The 20,802-nt window shown below is 40.0% G+C and carries 15 protein-coding genes; 5 read left to right on the top strand and 10 right to left on the bottom strand.

Annotated elements, in window-relative coordinates; genetic code table 11:
• Positions 1-28 precede the first annotated feature (28 nt).
• Entirely contained in the window at positions 29-526 is a 498-nt protein-coding gene (gene purE / locus DQN58_RS07155) for a 5-(carboxyamino)imidazole ribonucleotide mutase (protein ID WP_032998138.1), read from the bottom strand.
• Between the two features lie 152 nt (positions 527-678).
• On the opposite strand from purE, the gene pepN reads away from it, so the two are divergent.
• The 4 genes from pepN to topA all read left to right on the top strand — a co-directional run bounded on the left by pepN (position 679) and on the right by topA (position 8,040).
• Positions 679-3,288, top strand: coding sequence for an aminopeptidase N (gene pepN, locus DQN58_RS07150; protein WP_006718222.1), 2,610 nt, complete (start codon positions 679-681; stop codon positions 3,286-3,288).
• Between the two features lie 77 nt (positions 3,289-3,365).
• The gene (pyrD, locus tag DQN58_RS07145) at positions 3,366-4,385 is read left to right on the top strand and encodes a quinone-dependent dihydroorotate dehydrogenase (protein ID WP_006718220.1); all 1,020 of its coding nucleotides are present in this window, start codon (positions 3,366-3,368) and stop codon (positions 4,383-4,385) included.
• 8 nt (positions 4,386-4,393) lie between these two features.
• Entirely contained in the window at positions 4,394-5,230 is an 837-nt protein-coding gene (locus tag DQN58_RS07140) for a PHP domain-containing protein (protein WP_006718218.1), read from the top strand.
• A gap of 203 nt (positions 5,231-5,433) precedes the next feature.
• Positions 5,434-8,040, top strand: a complete 2,607-nt coding sequence (topA, locus tag DQN58_RS07135; RefSeq protein ID WP_006718217.1) for a type I DNA topoisomerase — start codon at positions 5,434-5,436, stop codon at positions 8,038-8,040.
• Between the two features lie 161 nt (positions 8,041-8,201).
• Here the strand turns inward: topA and uspE are convergent, their stop codons facing one another.
• Positions 8,202-9,137 carry a universal stress protein UspE gene (uspE, locus tag DQN58_RS07130; RefSeq protein WP_006718215.1) on the bottom strand — a complete coding sequence of 312 codons (936 nt, stop codon included), beginning with the start codon at positions 9,135-9,137 and terminating at the stop codon, positions 8,202-8,204.
• A 112-nt stretch (positions 9,138-9,249) separates the two neighbouring features.
• Positions 9,250-10,023, bottom strand: coding sequence for an FNR family transcription factor (locus DQN58_RS07125; RefSeq protein ID WP_006718213.1), 774 nt, complete (start codon positions 10,021-10,023; stop codon positions 9,250-9,252).
• A 107-nt stretch (positions 10,024-10,130) separates the two neighbouring features.
• Between DQN58_RS07125 and DQN58_RS07120 the strand changes: the two genes are divergently transcribed.
• A complete protein-coding gene (locus DQN58_RS07120) occupies positions 10,131-10,313 on the top strand; it encodes a hypothetical protein (RefSeq protein ID WP_006718211.1) in 183 nt (60 codons plus the stop codon).
• A gap of 58 nt (positions 10,314-10,371) precedes the next feature.
• On the opposite strand, the gene ftnA (DQN58_RS07115) is transcribed toward DQN58_RS07120, so the two are convergent.
• From ftnA (DQN58_RS07115) to mukE, 7 genes are all read right to left on the bottom strand, one after another.
• The gene (gene ftnA / locus DQN58_RS07115) at positions 10,372-10,869 is read right to left on the bottom strand and encodes a non-heme ferritin (protein ID WP_003686798.1); all 498 of its coding nucleotides are present in this window, start codon (positions 10,867-10,869) and stop codon (positions 10,372-10,374) included.
• Between the two features lie 16 nt (positions 10,870-10,885).
• A complete protein-coding gene (gene ftnA, locus DQN58_RS07110) occupies positions 10,886-11,371 on the bottom strand; it encodes a non-heme ferritin (RefSeq protein WP_006718205.1) in 486 nt (161 codons plus the stop codon).
• 887 nt (positions 11,372-12,258) lie between these two features.
• Complete coding sequence (gene sbcB / locus DQN58_RS07105) at positions 12,259-13,686, bottom strand: exodeoxyribonuclease I (RefSeq protein WP_006718202.1); 1,428 nt, start codon at positions 13,684-13,686, stop codon at positions 12,259-12,261.
• Positions 13,687-13,697: 11 nt separating this feature from the next.
• Positions 13,698-14,570 carry a DMT family transporter gene (locus DQN58_RS07100; RefSeq protein WP_006718201.1) on the bottom strand — a complete coding sequence of 291 codons (873 nt, stop codon included), beginning with the start codon at positions 14,568-14,570 and terminating at the stop codon, positions 13,698-13,700.
• Positions 14,571-14,590: 20 nt separating this feature from the next.
• A complete protein-coding gene (locus tag DQN58_RS07095) occupies positions 14,591-15,487 on the bottom strand; it encodes a restriction endonuclease (RefSeq protein WP_006718199.1) in 897 nt (298 codons plus the stop codon).
• Between the two features lie 69 nt (positions 15,488-15,556).
• Entirely contained in the window at positions 15,557-20,050 is a 4,494-nt protein-coding gene (mukB, locus tag DQN58_RS07090; protein WP_006718197.1) for a chromosome partition protein MukB, read from the bottom strand.
• Positions 20,050-20,790, bottom strand: a complete 741-nt coding sequence (mukE, locus tag DQN58_RS07085) for a chromosome partition protein MukE (RefSeq protein WP_006718195.1) — start codon at positions 20,788-20,790, stop codon at positions 20,050-20,052. Before mukE ends, mukB begins: the two co-directional genes overlap by 1 nt.
• Positions 20,791-20,802 lie beyond the last annotated feature (12 nt).

Below are 20,802 nucleotides of genomic sequence, written 5' to 3'. Positions count from 1 at the left end.
TAAAGTGCGGTGGAAATTTTAGCTGTTTTTAAATTCGAGGATCAGGATTGTCCAATACGCTTTGTGTTTGTGTCTGTCTGAACTGATGCAAGCGTTGTGCTAATTCTGCATTATTCATCGCCAAAATTTGCGCAGCTAATAAGCCTGCGTTTGCCGCACCGGCTGGCCCGATAGCTAAGGTGCCGACAGGAATTCCTTTGGGCATTTGCACGATAGAATAGAGGCTATCGACACCACTTAAAATTGCGCTTTTCACCGGAACGCCAAGCACGGGTACGATGGTTTTAGCAGCAATCATGCCCGGCAAATGTGCTGCACCACCAGCGCCGGCAATAATCACTTCATAACCGTTTTGTTGTGCGTTTTCGGCAAACTGGAAGAGTTTGTCTGGCGTGCGATGTGCCGAAACAATTTCGACGTGATAAGGAACATGTAATTGATCGAGAATTTGCGTAGCTTCCTGCATGGTTGCCCAATCACTTTTGGAGCCCATTACTATGGCAATTTTAGGAGATGTTAAAGACATTTTTGCCTCATTCTTGGAGATAAAAAACGGCGCTAGAATAGCATAATGCGCAAACGTTTGCGATAAGTTTGCCAAAGAAAATCCATTTGCAACTTAAGGCTAAAAATCATATCCTTAACGGCACTTTTTAGCCCTTAGAATTAGGTCGTTTTATGTACGCTAAAGCCAAATATAGAAAAGATTATCAAACTCCCGATTTCACTGTTACCGACATTTATCTTGATTTCCAGTTGGAACCTGAAAAAACAGTTGTTGTAGCAACAAGTCAATATCAACGTCTTAACAAAGAAAGTACGACATTACGGTTAGACGGGCATGATTTTCAATTTTCTTCCATTAAATTAAATGGCAAACCATTCTCTCAATATCAGCAGGATAGCGAAAGTTTAACGTTGGATTTGGCGCGAGTAGAAGCAGACCAATTTGAGCTGGAAATTACCACTATTTTAAGCCCGGCCGCCAACACCTCATTGCAAGGCTTGTATCAATCCGGTGAAGCTTTTTGTACACAATGCGAAGCCGAGGGCTTTCGCCAAATTACCTACATGCTAGACCGCCCGGATGTATTAGCGCGTTACACCACCAAAATTACGGCGGATAAAGCGAAATATCCATTTTTACTCTCTAACGGCAATCGCATTAACAGCGGCGATTTGGAAGATGGGCGTCATTGGGTAGAGTGGAATGATCCATTCCCGAAACCAAGTTATTTGTTTGCGTTAGTGGCAGGCGATTTTGATGTTCTGAAAGATCAATTCATTACTAAAACGGGCCGTAAAGTCGCATTGGAATTGTATGTTAATCGTGGCAATTTAGATCGCGCAGATTGGGCAATGCAAAGCTTAAAACGTGCCATGAAATGGGATGAAGAGCGTTTTGATTTGGAATATGACCTAGACATTTACATGATTGTTGCGGTGGACTTCTTCAACATGGGGGCCATGGAAAATAAAGGGCTCAATATTTTTAACGACAAATATGTGTTGGCAAATCCACAAACGGCAACAGATGACGACTATTTAGCCATTGAAAGTGTAATTGCGCACGAATATTTCCACAACTGGACGGGGAATCGAGTCACTTGCCGTGATTGGTTTCAATTAAGTTTAAAAGAAGGTTTAACGGTCTTCCGTGATCAAGAATTTTCCTCTGACACCGGTTCTCGCCCGGTAAATCGCATTAATAACGTGAAGTTTTTGCGTACCGTACAATTTGCCGAAGATGCCGGCCCGATGGCACACCCAATTCGCCCGGAAAAAGTGATTGAAATGAATAACTTCTATACGGTTACCGTGTATGAAAAAGGCGCGGAAGTGATTCGTATGTTGCATACCTTATTGGGCGAAGAAGGCTTCCAAAAGGGCATGAAGTTATATATTGCGGAAAATGATGGTAAAGCCGCAACCTGCGAAGATTTTGTGTCAGCCATGGAACGTGCCAATGATTTGGATTTAAGCCAGTTCCGCCGTTGGTACAGTCAATCCGGCACGCCGGAGTTAACTATCAGTGATCGTTATGATGAAAAAAATCATGTCTATCAATTACAGGTTTCTCAATTAACGCCACCGACAGCCGATCAAATGGAAAAAGTGAATTTACACATTCCGTTGAAAATTGCGTTGTATGATGAAAAGGGTGCAGTACAAACACTCTATGATGCCGATGGCGTTGTGGATAATGTCTTGAACATTACACAAAAAGACCAAACCTTTGAATTTCATAATATTTACACTAAGCCTGTTCCGGCATTATTGTGTGATTTCTCTGCACCGGTGAAATTGGATTACGATTATTCCACTTCACAACTGATTACCTTATTAAAATTTGCTGAAAATGGCTTTATTCGTTGGGATGCTGCACAGATGTTACTTGCTGCAGAGTTACGACGTAACGTTACCAATTATCAACAAGGGCAACCTCTCGATTTATCTGCGGAAACGGCTGCAGTGCTTTATCAAGTTCTAGATAATCATCAAAAAGATATCGAGTTAACCAGTTTAATTCTCACCTTACCGAAAGCAACAGAATTTGCCGAACTATTTAAAACCATTGATCCGGATGCGATCAGTGCTGTACGGGAATTTATGGCACAAACGATTGCCGATAATTTAAAAGAATTATTACTGAAGACTTACAATCAAATTCGTTTGGATGAATATCAAATTAATCGTCAAGATATTGCCTTACGCAAACTGCGCAATGTGTGCTTAAGTTACTTGGCATACAGTAATATTGGCAATAACTTGGTGAATAAGCATTACACTTATTCTAATAATATGACTGATACGCTTGCCGCATTGACTTCTGCAACCCAAGCTAAATTGGCTTGTCGTGACAGTTTATTGGCTGATTTTGAGCAAAAATGGCAACATGACGGTTTAGTCATGGACAAATGGTTTGCTTTACAAGCGACACGTCCGGAAGACAATGTGCTGCAAAATGTGATGCAGTTAATGGATCATCCAAGTTTTAATTTTAATAACCCGAATCGCGTGCGCTCTCTCATTGGTGCCTTCGCAGGACAAAACTTAAAGGCGTTCCACGCCATTGACGGTTCAGGCTACCGTTTCTTAACGGATATTTTGATTAAACTAAATAAAAGCAACCCACAGATAGCCTCTCGTTTAATTGAACCGTTAATTCGTTTCGCGCGCTATGATGCACAACGCCAAACCTTGATGAAACGAGCGCTAGAACGCATCAGTGAGACAGAAGATTTATCTCGCGATTTATTTGAGAAAATCGAAAAAGCGTTACAGTAAACATGATAAGTGCGGTTAAATTTGACCGCACTTTTTCTATTCTTTTCACAGTTAACTATCCGGAGAGATAAACGAGTATGTATTCTTTCATTCGTAAAGGGATTTTTTCCCTTGATCCTGAAGATGCCCATAATTTAGTGATAAAAGCCCTTGGCTTAGCGGCATATCCACCATTTCATTTTCTCTTAAAACAACTTCTAAATTGCCCACAAGGCACGCCGAAAACCGTCATGGGCATTGAATTTAAAAATCCTATCGGTTTGGCAGCAGGTGCAGATAAAAACGCTGAAGCGATTGATGGCTTTGGTGCCATGGGGTTTGGTTTCATTGAAGTGGGCACAGTGACGCCATTGGCTCAAGAGGGGAATGCCAAACCACGCCAGTTTCGTTTAGTCGAAGCAGAAGGCATCATTAATCGTAATGGCTTTAATAATTATGGTATCGATCAGCTGATTGAAAATGTCAAAAAATCGCACTATGACGGCGTGTTGGGGATCAACATCGGTAAAAATAAACTGACGCCTTTAGAGCAAGGGAAAGATGATTATCTGATTTGTTTGAATAAAGCCTATAACTATGCCGGTTATATCACCGTGAATATTTCTTCGCCTAATACGCCGGATTTGCGTCAGTTACAATATGGTGATTATTTTGATGATTTGTTGAGAAGTATTAAATCCCGTCAAAAAGAACTGGCTTCACAGTACGGCAAATATGTGCCGATTGCGGTAAAAATCGCCCCAGATTTGACGGAAAGCGAGTTAATTCAAATTGCCGATACCTTGATGCGTCATAAAATGGATGGTGTGATTGCCACTAATACAACCATTTCTCGCGACAACGTCACAAATCTTCAAAATGCTGAACAGCAGGGTGGATTAAGCGGGAAGCCATTGCAACATAAAAGTACTGCTATCATTGCTCGCTTGCACCAAGAACTAAAAGGGCAAATTCCGATTATTGGCAGCGGTGGCATTGACGGCGTACAAAATGCTCAAGAGAAAATCCAAGCCGGTGCCGAGCTTTTACAAGTGTATTCCGGGTTGATTTATCACGGCCCGAAATTGGTGAAAGAGTTGGTTCAAGCGATTAAATAAGGAAAAGCATGCTCAAATACGATCTACATTGCCACAGTACAGCCTCTGACGGTATTTTGACACCGACGGAAGTGGTTTTGCGCGCCCATGAAAAAGGCGTGAATGTGCTGGCCTTGACGGATCATGATACCGTGGCCGGAGTTGCTGAGGCTCGACAACAGGCAGAGTCCTTGCGCATGAGGCTGATTAATGGCGTGGAAATTTCCACGTTATGGGAAAATCGCTCCATTCATATTGTGGCTTTAGGGGTTGATATTTCACATGAAAAAATGACCGCACTTTTAGCAGAGCAAGCGAAATTACGCGAGATTCGAGCTCAGGAAATCGGGGCGAAATTAGAAAAAATTGGTGTAGAAAATGCCTACGCAGAGGCAAAAAAATTAGCCGGCAATGGCGAAGTGACCCGAGCGCATTATGCCCGTCATTTAGTACAAATCGGCAAAGTCTCTAATGATGGTCAAGCCTTTAAACGTTATTTGGGGCAGGGGAAGTCTGCTTATGTCAAGTCACAGTGGGTTGATATTCCAACGACCATTGATATCATCCATCAAGCCGGTGGGCTTGCCGTGTTTGCCCATCCGTTGCGTTATACTATGACCATGAAATGGGTGCGAAAACTGACAGAGAGTTTTAAAGCCTGGGGCGGCGATGCCATTGAAATTTCCGGTTGTGGACAAAGTCGCGACCAGTATCAATTATTGGTAAAACTCGCGGAAGAACATCAACTTGCCGGCTCTATGGGGTCTGATTTCCATTTTCCTTGTGCCTGGGTGGAGTTAGGCAGACTTGCACCGTTGCCGGAGCATATTCCTTTTGTTTTAGACATAAAAAATGACCTTGCTTAATTGCAAGGTCACGTAAAACGAAAACGTACTTAAAAACGACCGCACTTTTACGGTTTTGTCTTACATAAATCCAGCTGAGTAATAAATTGCGTTGAGTTTATCCATTTCTGATGCCTTTTGGAAAAAAGTAGTTGACCTACTTGAAGATAGTTAGCAATATAGCGGGCAATTTTATACGAGTTAATCGAAATTAGGTAATAATAATGACAAAATCCTTGGTTATTGTGGAGTCGCCGGCGAAGGCGAAAACCATTAATAAATATTTAGGAAACAATTATGTAGTGAAATCCAGCGTGGGCCATATTCGTGATTTGCCAACGGTGGGTTCTGCGACCGGAGAGAAAGCCAAACCTATTTCCACCAAAGGTCTTAGTGCGGAAGAAAAGCAAGCGATAAAACAACAAAAAGAACAAGATGCTTTAGTCAAACGCATGGGGATCGACCCATATCACAGTTGGAAAGCCAACTATCAGATTTTACCCGGTAAAGAAAAAGTCGTTGCTGAACTAAAATCCCTCGCCAAAAAAGCCGATCATATTTATCTCGCCACCGACTTGGATAGAGAAGGAGAGGCTATTGCCTGGCATTTACGCGAGGTAATTGGCGGCGATGATGAACGTTATAGTCGCGTTGTCTTTAATGAAATTACCAAAAACGCCATTAAACAAGCCTTTGAACATCCTGAAAATTTAAACATGGATAGGGTGAATGCGCAGCAAACGCGCCGTTTCTTAGATCGTGTTGTCGGTTTTATGGTGTCACCGTTGCTTTGGAAAAAAGTGGCGCGTGGGTTATCTGCCGGCCGTGTGCAATCGGTCGCCGTGAAATTGATTGTAGAACGTGAGCGTGAGATTAAGGCGTTTGTGCCGCAAGAATATTGGGAAGTTTCCGTTCTTACTAACACACCGAAAGGTGATGAAATTCAGTTAGATGTTGCGCAATTTAAAGGCAAAAAATTTGAACCGAAAAATGCGGAACAAGCACAAAGTGCGGTGGATTTTTTAACTAAATCCGATTATGTCATTTCTGATTTAGAAACCAAACCGACCAGCTCTCGACCAAGAGCGCCTTTTATTACTTCTACGCTACAACAAACGGCAAGTACCCGTTTGGGCTTTGGTGTGAAGAAAACCATGATGTTGGCACAACGTTTATATGAAGCGGGCTACATCACTTATATGCGTACGGACTCCACCAATTTAAGCCAAGACGCGTTAAATATGGTGCGCGGTTATATTGAAAAACATTACGGACACGCTTATTTACCGGAAAAACCGAATTTTTACTCCAGTAAAGACAATGCACAAGAAGCCCACGAGGCTATTCGACCATCCGATATCCATGTTGGATTAAATGAATTAGTCGGTATGGAAAAAGATGCCGTGCGTTTATATGATTTAATTTGGCGTCAATTTGTGGCATGTCAAATGCCGGCTGCGCAATATGACAGCACAACATTAACGGTGATAGCAGGGGATTATACGTTAACGGCCAAAGGACGTATTTTACGTTTTGACGGTTGGACAAAAGTATTGCCGCAACAAAGTAAATCTGCTGAAGATCAAGCGCTACCGGATGTTTCTGTCAACAGCAAACTCAATTTGTCTGCAGTGCAGCCACAACAATATTTCACTAAGCCACCGGCACGTTTTTCAGAAGCTGCATTAGTGAAAGAGTTGGAAAAACGTGGTATTGGCCGACCTTCTACCTATGCTGCCATTATTTCTACGATTCAGGAACGTGGTTATGTGCGTACAGAAAATCGTCGTTTTTATGCGGAAAAAATGGGCGAAATTGTGACCGATCGCTTAAATCAGTCTTTTGCTGATTTGATGAGCTATGATTTCACTGCCAATATGGAAGATGTATTAGACCAAATCGCGTCCGGTGAGAAAAATTGGAAAACCGAATTAAATCAATTCTTCAAAGATTTCTCAACACAATTGACTAAGGCAGAATTAGACGAATTAGAAGGCGGAATGCGTCCGAATAATTTGGTCGAAACAGATATTGTTTGTCCAACTTGCGGACGCAATATGGCTATTAGAACGGCTAGCACGGGCGTCTTCTTAGGCTGCACCGGCTATTCTTTACCGCCGAAAGAACGTTGTAAAACCACTATTAATTTGATTCCGGAAGCGGAATTGTTAAATGTGTTGGATGATGCGTCGGAAACGAAAGCGCTGATGGAACGTAAGCGTTGTCAGAAATGTGGTACCGCGATGGATAGTTACATTATCGATCCACATCGCAAATTGCATATTTGCGGTAATAACCCAAATTGCGAGGGCTATTTAGTCGAAGAGGGTAAATTTAAGATTAAAGGCTATGACGGCCCGGTTGTCGAATGTGATAAGTGCGGTGGCGATATGCACCTCAAATTAGGACGTTTTGGTAAATACATGGGCTGTACGCAATGTGATAACACTCGTAAAATTTTGAAAAATGGTGAAGTTGCACCACCAAAAGAAGACCCGATTCCTTTCCCCGAATTAAAATGTGAAAAATCGGATGCTTATTTTGTATTACGCGATGGTGCCAGTGGCGTGTTTATGTCCGCGCATAATTTCCCGAAATCTCGCGAAACTCGCGCCCCGAAAGTGGCAGAATTGGCGTTGTATCGTGAGCGTTTACCGGAGAAATTGCGCTACTTAGCCGATGCACCACAAGTCGATCCAGAGGGGAATGAGGCAATTATTCGCTTTAGCCGTAAGGAAAAACGTCAATATGTTACCTCTGAAAAGAATGGCAAAGCCACGAAATGGATTGTGGATTTTGTTGATGGAAAATGGATAGAGCGGAAAAAGTAATTTTTTTTCTTCGAAGTTTAAAAGTGCGGTTGAAAAAATATTTAAATTTTAGACCGCACTTTTCTTATTAAAAAACCACCTGTAAAGGTGGTTTTTGTTTTATCAGAATACCCATAATTTTTCTGCAATAAGAAAAAATCATTAAGCTGAAAGAGATTAAATTAATTCTCCTCTTTCTTTGATGGCTTAATAGCTAATAAATTGCAGTTTAGTTTGCTAATGACATGTTCCGCGGTATTCCCTAAAAATGCGGCAGAAAGCCCCGTTCTACCAATGGTGCCTAAAATCACGAGTTCAGCTTCTATTTTTTTAGCAACTTGTGGAATAACATCTTCAGGGAAACCTTCAACCACGTGGGTATGATCGTCATTAATACCGTATTTTTGGCGCAATGCCTTCATATTAATTAAATATTGTCCACGTAAACCGTTATTGTATTCACTAGAACTAAACTCAGGTAAATCTATAGCCATATTAATTGGCGTTGGCGGATAAGCGGTAACAAGATGGATATTGCCGCGATCTAAAGATGCCGCTAAATCCATACTTAATGAGACTAATTCATCATTAAACGAGCTATGCGCTTCATTTTCATCATCAGATACGTTGACTGCAACCAAAACCCGGCGTTGGTGTTTCCAATCGCCATCTTTCACTACAAGAATAGGTACCGGACATTTGCGCAGTAATTGCCAGTCAACCGGTGTCACGATTAATGATGTCAGGCTTTCTTCCGCTTTAGTATATTTGACTACCAAATCATATCCTTGATTTTCTACTTCAGTAGCAATGGCTTCTGCCTCATTGCTGTTCCAAACAACGGTTGTAGCAAATTCAATTCCATCAGAAGCATATTTTTCAATGTAGGGCTGGATGGCTAATTTACGTTGTTCAATGACATTTTTATGCATTTCTGAGCGTTCCTCTGAAGAAAGTAACGCCGACATTTCATAAGATAAATCGTAAATTGCGAGGAAAAGGGTTATTTTTACTGGGGATTGACTTTTTTGCTCTTGCGCCAAACGAACAGCTCTAGCAAGGGCATATTGTTTGTCATTTTCAGGATTTAAAACCACCAGTATGTTATTGAATTTCATGTACAACCTCCATTTATTGGTTATAAATAGGGTAGAACATTCTTGAATAAATGACAAGGAGAGAGACTTAAAAAGGCATCCGGCACAATTTTATGCGCCGGAAAGGGAGGTGTTAGATAACCATTTTGATTTTGGTTTTATTAGTACCGGATAATTCGATTAATTCGGCCATATTGTTAATCGTAATGTATTTTCCTTGCACAGACAAAACACCTAGCTTTTGGAAACGGCCAAGTAAACGACTGATTGTTTCAACGGTGAGACCAAGATAATTGCCAATATCACCACGTGTCATCGTTAAACGGAATTCTCGAGCGGAAAAGCCGCGTGCAGAATAGCGTTGCGATAAATTATAAATAAAAGCGGCAAGGCGTTCTTCAGCATTCATTTTTGAGAGTAATAAAATCATTTCTTGATCACTTTTAATTTCATTACTCATTAAACGCATAATTTGTTGGCGTAATTTCGGCATTTTGCCGGATAAATCATCCAAAATATCAAATGGAATTTCGCACACCATAGCGGTTTCTAGTGCTTGAGCAAAACTTGGATGTTGCATATTCATAATCGCATCAAAACCGACTAAATCTCCCGGTAAATGAAAAGAAGTAATTTGTTCTTCACCGGTTTCACTAATTGTGTAAGATTTAATTGTACCAGAGCGAATAGCGTAGAGTGATGTAAGCTCATCACCCGCTTTAAAAAGCACTTGAGATTTCTGGATAGGTTTTTTACGTTCAATGATATTATCTAATTGATCTAATTCATGTTCATTTAAAGTAAAAGGAATACATAGCTGACTAATGCTACAATTTTGACAATGGATTGCGCATCCACCAGATTGAACTCGACGTCCTAATTTTGTTTCAGTCGGTAAAATTTTCATTTATTCCCCAAATTCCAGAAAAATGGAAAAGAATCGTGTAAAATTGATCTATCTCAATAATACCACTAAATTATTAATTTAAAAAGTACAAACATTGGTGAGGAAGTATGGCTGCTGAAAAACTAACTAAGAAACGCTTAATTCAAATTTTACTGGTGCTAGTCATTCTACTTATTGCGTTTTTTTATCGTACATTTCATTATGAAAGCAACCAACAATCTCAATATCCTTCTCAATATCCTTCAAAAACACCTGAAAAAAGCACCGCACTTTTAGACAAAAGTAGCTAGATTTTGATATAAAAAAAGGCTAAATCGATAATGACTTAGCCTTTTTCATCAGACTTAATTAGTTGTTTGTTGTTAATGCGCCTAAATCTTTATCAACTAAGAACAAACCTTTACCATCTTCACCAAGAAGATTTAATTTATCCAAAATTCCACTGAATAATTTTTCTTCTTCATGTTGTTCAGCCACATACCATTGTAAGAAGTTAAAGGCAGAGTAGTCTTTCTCTTCAAAAGTTCTACCAACTAATTCATTGATTTTAGAAGTAATTAACTTTTCATGTTCATAAGTTAATTCAAGTACTTGTTTCAATGATGAAAATTGATGAGGTGGTTCATCAATTTGTGTGATGATAGCCAAAGCACCGGTCTCATTTAAATAAGTGAAGAGTTTACGCATATGCTGCATTTCTTCAGCCGCATGCTCTGATAAAAATTTTGCAGCTCCCTCGAAACCTTGTTGTTCGCACCAGGCGCTCATTTGTAAATATAAGTTAGAAGAATAAAACTCTAAATTCATTTGATCATTTAATAGTTTAATCACGCTATTTGATAACATTTTATTTCTCCTATTCTTATAAAGTTTTTAATTCACGATCAATGTAGTAGAGCGCTGTGCCACTTTCACCAAGAAGTTTGAATTTATCAACAATACTGTTAAATAATTTTTCTTCTTCATGCTGTTCAGCCACATACCATTGTAAGAAGTTAAAAGTAGAGTAATCCTTTTCTGCAAAAGTACTCTCAACTAACTCATTAATTTTAGATGTCACTAGTTTTTCGTGTTCAAGTGTTGTTTCAAAAACTTCTTTTAATGAAGCGTAATCGTGTTTAGGGGCGTCAATTTTACCTAACAAAGGCATTCCACTGGTTTCGCTCACATAAGTAAACAACTTTTGCATATGTTCCAATTCTTCATCGGCATGGCGAAGTAAAAATGCTGCAGCGCCTTCATAACCATGTTTATAGCACCATGCACTCATTTGCAAATAGACATTTGATGAATAGAACTCGAGATTAATTTGTTCGTTTAATTTTGCTGTAATTGACTTACTTAGCATAACTAACTCCTTTCCTTAATACGGTTAATAGATGTATCACAATACAAAATTTGTATTTGCGGATGAATTTTACTCATATTATTGAGAATTGTCAATTTTATTTTATTGATTTTTAGTGTAACCCATTAATTTAAAAGGGTTTTATAAATAAAATCATTCTCATTTGGTTACATTTAATGAAATGAGTTATCAATATCGCCTTTGCTCAAATTCTCTAGAGAAATGATGAGGTGTTGGAAAGAGAATCATAGATTTCCAAAGTTTTTTTCTCTCACTTATTAAATCCAAAATACTGGATAAATAAAAAACATGAAAATTTAATGTTTTTTATAGAATTACGAATCAAAGCGATATAGCTTCAAAGTAGGTTATCTTTAATATCTGAATGTGACAAATATTATTTATTATTTAACATAATATACATTATAAGAAATTGGTTATGGGGTAAGTGAAAGCTACGGATTAACAAGATCACAGACTTATACACAAGTCACTCTTACTAGTAAAACTAGATGAAAACTGATTTTTGCATGATATGTAACAAATATAAAAATGAAGTTATGGACTTTAAGTTTGAAATGTAAATATTTATTCAACCAAAAGTAAGAGTCGGAAAATCATAGTATATTTCCTATTTTTTTCTGTATTCCTTCGTTTTTACGCCTTACTTTATTGGAAAGTAATTTTTATGAAAGGGATGAAATTTAGGGATAGATTGCGCTACGTGAAATCTAGAGTTTTTCTCAGGGGGTATTTTGCCAGATTTTCAAAATACATAAATAAAAAACACGCTGAATTTTCATCCAGCGTATTTTCATTATTTAATATTTAGTGACGTTGTCTCTTTTCTTCTATTGAAAAAACATTAAAAAATTTGACCGCACTTTCTAATCAATTATCTTATTGCCATATTCATAAACTTTTTGTAATAAAGTCAGTTTTTCTTCATCGTTCTCATTTTGTGTAGCTAATTCTTGAAGGCTTTGCTCAAATCTCAAAACTTCGGCTTCTAATTTTTTCCGGCGATATTTTTGCCATTTAATTTGTTCAGCTCGGTTTAATGTGCGATAAAAATGTCTCGCACGATAATGAAACAACAATTGAGGGATTCTTGGGTCTTGAAAACTCAGATTATGTTCAGCGAGCTTTTCGGGCTCCAAAGTGCGTAAAATCGCCATATTGTTTTTATCTGCATCACTAAAAAAGCCATTATAAAGTTCAGTTTCAACATTATCAGATGCTTCAAACTCGCGATCTTGCTGAAAAATATCCATGACTTTTTGACGAACATCCTTAGATGCCAACAAACGCTGTTGATTTTTCTCGCATAACGCTCGATTAATCCCTAAACGTTCAGCGTTTTGCGGTAATAAGGTTTTTTCCGGTGCTAGAATGGAGCATTTATTGATATGAATGAGCTTTAACGGAACAGGAAGCACACCGGCCTCTAATAACGTTTCTTTCTTCGTATAAAGATTTTCACGTAACTCCTCTGCCGATTTTGTCAGTAGGTCATCAATGTTGGCCGTTAAATCACACACTATGACCGCATTTTTATTTGTTGGGTGCCAAGCTAAAGGGGCAATTAATGTCGTATTCCCGCGGTAATTTCCTAACATTCCCGACACATGAACTAACGGCGTCATTTCTGCGGTATTAATGAGTTTTTCAATCTCTTTTTTTCCACGATTTTCAAAGAAATATTGAAATAACTTCGGCTGTTTTTGCTTAATTAATTTTGCCATTTCGATAGTAGCATACACATCGGACATGGCGTCATGCGCATTGGTATGCTCTATCCCATTTGCTTTCGTCAGTTTTTCCAAATGAAAACTCGGCATGCCGTCATCATCCAAAGGCCACTCAATGCCATTGGGACGCAAGGCATAACACGCACGCACTAAATCCAATAAATCCCAACGGGAATTACCGTTTTTCCAGCTATATTCATAAGGATCAATAAAATTACGATAAAAGGTATAGCGTGTCATTTCATCGTCATAACGAATATTATTAAAGCCCATAACACAGGTATTTGGTTGGCTGAATTCCTGTAAAATTCGAGCGGCAAAATCCGGTTCCGGTAGGCCTTTTTCATTACACTCCTGTGGGGTAATGCCTGTCACTAACACCGCTTCCGGCGCGGGTAAATAATCGTTGGTTTGCTTGCAATACAACACAACGGGCTCGCCGATAATATTAAAATCGGCATCTGTACGAATACCCCCAAATTGCGCCGGGCGATCGGTTGCCGGATTGACACCAAAACTTTCATAGTCATAAATAAAAAAGCTGAAATCGTTTTTTGCCATCATTTTTCTCAAATTTAAGCCAAGAGTTTATCTAGATAATACAAACAGAAAATTGCACACAAGCTGAATACAATGCCTAACCAGTTAACTTTGCTGATTTTTTCTTTAAAAATTAATGCGCCGGTAATCGTACCTAAACAAATCACTCCAATGTTCATGCCGGCAAAAACTAATGTCGGATTCGAGCCAAAACTCTGGTGAGCTTTAATATAAAACAGAATATTGAAGAAATTTAGCACCCCTAAAATAATGCCGCCCACAAAACTTGCGACATTCCATTGAGTTCGTTTGAATAACAAGTAAATAAACATAATGCAGGCAGCCAAGGAAAACGCAATGAATAGCGTCGTTGGGAAGATGCCCCCGCTTTTTGCTATTTGTTTAAACAAAATATCGATGATGCCATAGCCAAACCACACACCGACTAAGCCCAAAATACCTCGAAAATCGACCGCACTTTGTTGATTAGGTTTACTTAAAAGACAAAACAACCCGACAAATGCCAACACAATACCAATTGCTTTTGATTGGCTTAAGGTTTCGTGAAAGATTAAAAACGCAGCGAGAATGGGTAAAAATAATGATAGGCGTTGCGCCGCATCAGAACGTACAATTCCGGCAAATTCCACGGCTTTGGACATAATAATAAACACGCTTGGTAATAAAATACCCAATGCTAAGAAAATCGGCGTATTTTCGCTTTGTGCGATAAAGTCAGTAAATTCAAGCCCTTTGAAATCCGGTTTTAATAAAAACCAACTAAGTGACAACGCCACAATATAGTTAAAGGCAATAGCTTGCTGAATAACGATATTGCGTTTACGAGCAACTTTTAATAATACAGACACCGCAACACTACAGAGAACGGCGATAATGAGATTGTGCATAGCTAATTTTCCTTATTAAATTATTCTTCAAAAAAATCACGATCAATTTCACAAAGCTCAATAGTTTGTTTCACATAAACGCCAACTTTATGTTTAACCATTAGATTACACAATTGATCACCATTGATTAGTATAATGACTAAATTCTGTATGTTCTTTGCATAATTAATAGCTTCTTTCGAGAAATCAGATGTTGTAATAAAAACTGCTTTTTGTGTAGGTTTATCAGAGATTGCACCTACAAATTTTTGTATTTCAGGTCGTGAAACATTATCTTTCCAGCGTTTTGCTTGAATATAAATTTTACTTAAACCGAGCTCATCTTCACTAATAATTCCATCGATTCCTTCATCAGCCCCTTTAGCTGTTAAAGATGTATAATTGCTAGTTCCATATCCCATTTTGTTTAGCAATTGCAAAACTAAATTTTCAAAAAATCTAGGATCTTTATTTGCGATTTCGTCTAATAAATTACTTTTTAATGCTGCTGTTAGTTCAAGGTAGATATCATCAATTCTTTCATTAGGTGTTTTTTCTTGAGATGTGGATTTAGCATCCTTTTTATCCTTTGGCTTAGACTTACTTTCTTTACCATGTACTTCCTGATACCAATTCTCAAATAGTTTCTCATCCTTAGCAATTGAAAACCCCAATTCTGTTATTTGATAAATGCCACGGGATATTCTCAATAAAAGTTTCTGTCTTTCAGGTATATTATTTAGTGTAGATAAATAGGTAATTGCCCAATCTACTCTATTTTTATAAAGTGCTTGTCCTGATTTTATTCGTTCACTTATTTGTTGTTCGGTTAAAGAAAAGTACTTTACTATGAATTGATATACATCACTACGAGAGTATTCTTTCCGATCAGAAAATAATCTTAAAATAGGAAACATCATTTCTTTATATGTTTGCATATTTATTCCTTAACAAAAAATGCGGTCAAAAAACACTTCATTTTTTAACCGCACTTTTTATTTATTAAACTACTCTGTTGCTCCGAATCCGCGTAATCCGACCACATGAACGTGTTCGTGATTACCGGAGATTTTACGCACCAGTTTATAGGTGGTGCCTTTTTCCGGGCTAATGTTTTCCGGTGCAGCAATCAGTAGTTGCATATCTAGGCGTTCGCATAGCTCAAACAAAGTAGAAATGGATTTCGCATCCAAACGCGCCGCTTCATCTAGGAATAATAAACGGCACGGCACGATGTCTTTGCCGCGAATACGACGGCTTTCTTCTTCCCAGCTTTGTACCACCATTAAGAGGATGGACATACCGGTACCAATAGCTTCCCCGGTGGATAATGCGCCGCTTTCTGCGCGCAACCAGCCATCTGCGCCACGATAAACTTCCACTTCTAAGTCAAGATAATTACGATAATCCAATAACTCTTCACCGATAGTTTGCGCAGTGCGTTGCCCTACATCGATATGCGGGTTGAGACGTTGATATAGCTTCGCAATGGCCTCGGAGAAAGTCATGCGGTTGTCGCTGAACAGATCTTGATAATCCGACTGATTACCGGATAACGCATCCAACAACATGGCATGCGTATCACGAATATTCACCACTAAACGCACTGATTTCACCTGACCAAAGGCGATATTTTGTAGGCCTTGGTTTAGCATACGAATGCGATTTTGTTCACGTTGAATGGTTTTACGCATGATATTCGCCACACTTTCAGAACTGATCGCCAATTTTTGTTCACGGCCGGTCAATTCTTCCGTTAAGCGGGAAAGCTCGATTTCCATTTGTTCAATTGCATCAATCGGGTCATCGGTTTTCAGAATATCCTGACGAATACGTTCGCGCAGATGTTGATATACGGCGATAAAGAACCGCACTTTATTTTCCGGTTTACGGCTATCTTCCGACAAGCGTAAGGCATCACGCAGATATTCGTTGTCAGCAACTGCTGTACGCAACGCACCTAACGCTTTATCCGACATGGAACGCAATTCATCTGCGGATAAATAGGCCAATTCACGACGATTTAAACGTTTTTCTACATCAGAATTACGGGATAAACGAAGCACCACACACCAACTCATTTTCGCCGCCGTCACCAACTCACGCTGGGTTTTATAATCACGTTCTGCTTTACGAATACGACGAGTCAGATTTTCCGCTTCGCTTTCAATAAGGGTGAGTTGTTTTTCAATATAAGAACGGCGTTGGCGATTAGTAGAAAGTTGTTGATATAACTCGTCACGACGAATTTTGGCACGTTCTTCCGCTCCTTCATCAGCACGCACACCCAATTCACCAATTTCTTGCATCAATTCCTGCAACATTTGATTTTTACTGTTGAAAGAACTTTGCAATTGAATCAACACTTGATTGTACTGAGCATATTGCGCTTGAACTTGACGTAATTGTTCGCGCTGAATTTCACGTTGTTGCTGCATTTGTTCTAAACGCGCGCGTAACTGTTCATTTAATTCAGAGGTTTCCGTTTGTACGCTTTCCGCATAATTGAAATGCGCTTTGCGTTGCACCACATCCGCCAAGGCAAAGACTTTTTGTTGCACTTGTTTTTGTAGCTGAATGGCTTGTTCATAATCGGCTTTTAAGTGCTCGTAATTTTCTGGGTCGCTTTGTAACGTGTTAGCAATCGGTTCTAATTGTGACAACGTGACTCCGTGCTGACGGATAAATAATTCATCCTGCTCTGCCAAATCTAATTGCTCACGGCATTCTTCAATGCGATCAGTTAAGCTATCATCAGCCAATAATGGCAATTGCGGAATTAATTTATTCAACAACTGCATTCTTTCTTTCGCCTCATCTAAACGAAGACGAATTTGTTGCTCGCCGATCACCAATTGATTAAGCTCGCGCTCAATTTCATTGCGTTGTTGATTGGTCTTCGCCATCACTTGTTCTGGATTGGCTTGGAATGCCAAGGCTAAATGCAGACCAACAAACTGGCTAAAATGCTCATGTAAACGCTGGCATTTTTGCACATCAAAAGCACGTTGTGCGTACTGCTCCGCCACTTCTTCACGTTTAGCCTGTAATTCTTCTAAATGTTTTTCACGAGCCGCACGGCCGAATAACGGAATTTCAGGGAATTTGGAATAACGCAATTCACGATCGGACACCTGAACAACTACACCAAGCTCTAACTCTTGCGCGGAAAGTACGCTGTCGTCAAATGCTGCCGGATCGCCCTCGATTAAATACAAATCTTCCGGGCAATCTTCCAAATTAGCGAGTTGCTCTTTCACCGCATTCAAATCACGCACCACAATAGCGTGGCGTGCCGGGCCGTATAAGGCGGAGAAATAAGGCGCGTCTTCGATCGGCACATCATCGTATAATTCAGACAGCAACACGCCACCGAAACGTTCTGCCAGCACATTCAAACGGGCATCTTCCGAACCATCCGGCTGACTTAAACGGCTAATTTGCTCGTCTAATTGCTGACGTTGAAGTTCCAGCTGGTCGCGCTCCATGGTCAATTCGCGCTCTTTGGTCAGCTGTGATTGCATGAAATTCATCACATCCTGACTGTCTGCGAATTCTTCTCCACTCTGCTCCTGCAAGCGTTCCAATGCCGCTTGAGCGGTTAACCAAGCCGGCGCTTTACGTGCGTTTTCATCATAAAGTGCGGTTAAGTTTTCACGTTTTTGACGTAGCGTTGAACGTTGCTCAACTAAATCAGAAAGTTCGGCAGATAAATCCTCAATTAAGACTTCTTGATCGCCATAAAACGCTTCTAATTCATCCGCCGTTTCTAAGCTTTGATTCGCACGTTGATTAAAATCATTTAATAATCTCACCGCACTTTGTTGTTGATTTAAGCGCTGCTCTAACTCATGTAACTTAGCATGCAATTGCGGCGTTTGTTGTGCTTGGAGTTTTTGTGTCGGATATTCGCGTAATAATTCTTTTGCACTTTCCCATGCGGCAGAACGAGGCACTTCTCCAGCAATTTTACAAACCAACTGATAGGCTTTATCAAATTGCGTTTTCGCCGCCTCGGAAATAGACATTTTTTGCTCTAGTTCAAGCACGTTATCTGTCAACACTTCCGCTTGCGCTTCAAATTCTTCGTGATATGCCTCCACGTTTTTTACCGATAAATCGGCTAATCCACACAACGTCTTGGCTTTTTCTAAGGCTTGAATGGCTTGCTGATATTGCAATGCACGGGTTTGTTGTGCATCAAGCGCTTGCTGATAATCTGCTAATTGGGAACGCAAGTTGTCAACTTCTTGTTCTGTTTGTTCAAATTGCGCCTGACTTTCTTCCAGTTGCTCGTTAGCAGTTTCAACCACCATTTTCTGCTCTTCCAAGCGTTCGGTCAGTTCACTGACATCTTCTTGATAACGAGAGATTTTTTCCTGATGACGTAACGCATTTAACACCAAATTCAGGTGATCAAGCGCACTTTGGTGATCCACTTCCAGGATTCTTTCACTTTCGGCTAACTCAGCGGCTTCACGGCTTAATTCAACTAAACGATGTTGTGATAAATTCTGTTCAGACTTGGCTTTATACCACTCCTGACGGAAATTTAATGCGGTTTCAATGTTGCCACGACGCTCGTTGGCATTTCGCATATAATCCGCCGCCACATAATTAGTCGATTCGGTGATTAAATGTTTAAATAAATCGCGATCCGCTTGGGTGACTTTAATCGCTTCCAACGTCATGCGGTTTTCACGCAAAGCGCTTTCCATGTCTTGGAAGGCTTTTTTCACACCAAGATTTTCCGGCAATAAGTAATCACGCAAGGAACGGGTAATGGCACTGGAAATACCGCCGTATAAAGAGGCTTCGATAAGTTTATAGAATTTGCTGCGGTCGGAAGAAGAACGTAAGCGTTTTGGAATAATCCCCAAATCAAACATCATGCCATGGTAATCTGTGATGGAATGATATTGTTTAAATTGCGCGCCGCCCTGCTCAACTTTGTCTTTTAGTTCATTTAAGGTCAGTACGCGCGCTTGACGTTCGTTAATGGTTTCGGTGAAAAGTGCGGTCGGATTGACAGACAATTCTACGCCTTGAATAGAAAAGGTTTTTAAATCCACTTTTTTATCACGGCCTGCCACTTGCTGCAGACGTACACCCGCAATAATCCGTTGATGACGGGAGTTGATGGTATCCAACGCCGCGTAACACACGCCCGGACGCAATTTACCGTGCAAACCTTTATCACGCGAACCGCTTGTGGCACCGGCTTCCGTGGTGTTACGGAAGTGCAATAAGGTTAAGTCCGGAATCAACGCTGTCACAAATCCGGCCATGGTCGTAGATTTACCGGCACCGTTACCACCTGAAAGTGTGGTCACCAATTCGTCTAAATCAAAGGTACGGGCAAAGAAACCGTTCCAGTTGATGAGCGTTAAAGAACGGAACTTACCGCGTTCTACCCCACTGTTTTGATTAAAGATGACCGGCGCTACATCAGAGGATGCAATATCCATTACTTCATTTTCCAGAGATAATTCTTCAGTCATTATTCTTGTTCCTCTTCTACGAATTCGTCTTCAACGTCAGTATCGTTTTCAGTGCTTTCTGTATCGCGTTGTAATGCTGCTTTTTCAGCTTGTAAAGATTGTGGCGTTGCCGCTTCACCATCGCGAATTAAGCGTAATTGTGCTTCAATCGGATCATCACCGGCACGCACTTCTGCGCCGAAACGGAATACCGATTCAGAAATGGTAAACTTGCCACTATTCGGTTCACCTACGGTATAAATCATGCCTAAACGGCGCAAACGACCGATTGCCGCACGCACTTTTTCTGCTAATTTTTGTTTATCCAAATCGGAACCACTGGAACGTTGATTCACCGCTTTCAGTAACTTGCCTTCATCCGCTAAATTCAGCAATTCGTCATACACTTCCTGAGTACTAAAAATACCTTGTTGAGCTAGTCGCTCCGGGCTTAAATACAAATAACACAACACCTTACCCACTAACATTTCCAATTCAGTTAACACAGAACGGGCAATGAGTGTTGTCGCTTTCGGGCGTAAATAGAAAAAACCTTCCGGCGCACGAATCAGTTCGACGTTATAGCGACGATAGAACAGATCCAGTTCCGTTTGAAAATCAAGTAAAAAAGCGTGGTTATCTAAATGTTCTGTGCCGATATGTTTACCGGAACGCAACTGGCTGTCCACAGCAGGAAATAACGGGTTGGCAATGGCAGCTGCCAATTTCGGTGAAATTACATCTTGAAGGTTGTCTGTCATTATTTTTTTCTC

The sequence above is a fragment of the Aggregatibacter segnis ATCC 33393 genome (assembly GCF_900476035.1).
Lineage (GTDB): Bacteria > Pseudomonadota > Gammaproteobacteria > Enterobacterales > Pasteurellaceae > Aggregatibacter > Aggregatibacter segnis.
The sequence above is the reverse complement of the archived record's forward strand: the minus strand, read 5'-3'. Positions and strand labels throughout refer to the sequence as shown.

What these genes read in the sequence shown, in the direction of transcription:
- ftnA (WP_003686798.1), bottom strand. Translation starts at nt 10,869, where the DNA reads ATGTTATCAAATAGCGTGATTAAACTATTAAATGATCAAATGAATTTA.
- mukE (WP_006718195.1), bottom strand. Translation starts at nt 20,790, where the DNA reads ATGACAGACAACCTTCAAGATGTAATTTCACCGAAATTGGCAGCTGCC.
- DQN58_RS07095 (WP_006718199.1), bottom strand. Translation starts at nt 15,487, where the DNA reads ATGCAAACATATAAAGAAATGATGTTTCCTATTTTAAGATTATTTTCT.
- DQN58_RS07100 (WP_006718201.1), bottom strand. Translation starts at nt 14,570, where the DNA reads ATGCACAATCTCATTATCGCCGTTCTCTGTAGTGTTGCGGTGTCTGTA.
- pyrD (WP_006718220.1), top strand. Translation starts at nt 3,366, where the DNA reads ATGTATTCTTTCATTCGTAAAGGGATTTTTTCCCTTGATCCTGAAGAT.
- DQN58_RS07140 (WP_006718218.1), top strand. Translation starts at nt 4,394, where the DNA reads ATGCTCAAATACGATCTACATTGCCACAGTACAGCCTCTGACGGTATT.
- mukB (WP_006718197.1), bottom strand. Translation starts at nt 20,050, where the DNA reads ATGACTGAAGAATTATCTCTGGAAAATGAAGTAATGGATATTGCATCC.
- DQN58_RS07125 (WP_006718213.1), bottom strand. Translation starts at nt 10,023, where the DNA reads ATGAAAATTTTACCGACTGAAACAAAATTAGGACGTCGAGTTCAATCT.
- sbcB (WP_006718202.1), bottom strand. Translation starts at nt 13,686, where the DNA reads ATGATGGCAAAAAACGATTTCAGCTTTTTTATTTATGACTATGAAAGT.
- ftnA (WP_006718205.1), bottom strand. Translation starts at nt 11,371, where the DNA reads ATGCTAAGTAAGTCAATTACAGCAAAATTAAACGAACAAATTAATCTC.
- DQN58_RS07120 (WP_006718211.1), top strand. Translation starts at nt 10,131, where the DNA reads ATGGCTGCTGAAAAACTAACTAAGAAACGCTTAATTCAAATTTTACTG.
- purE (WP_032998138.1), bottom strand. Translation starts at nt 526, where the DNA reads ATGTCTTTAACATCTCCTAAAATTGCCATAGTAATGGGCTCCAAAAGT.
- topA (WP_006718217.1), top strand. Translation starts at nt 5,434, where the DNA reads ATGACAAAATCCTTGGTTATTGTGGAGTCGCCGGCGAAGGCGAAAACC.
- pepN (WP_006718222.1), top strand. Translation starts at nt 679, where the DNA reads ATGTACGCTAAAGCCAAATATAGAAAAGATTATCAAACTCCCGATTTC.
- uspE (WP_006718215.1), bottom strand. Translation starts at nt 9,137, where the DNA reads ATGAAATTCAATAACATACTGGTGGTTTTAAATCCTGAAAATGACAAA.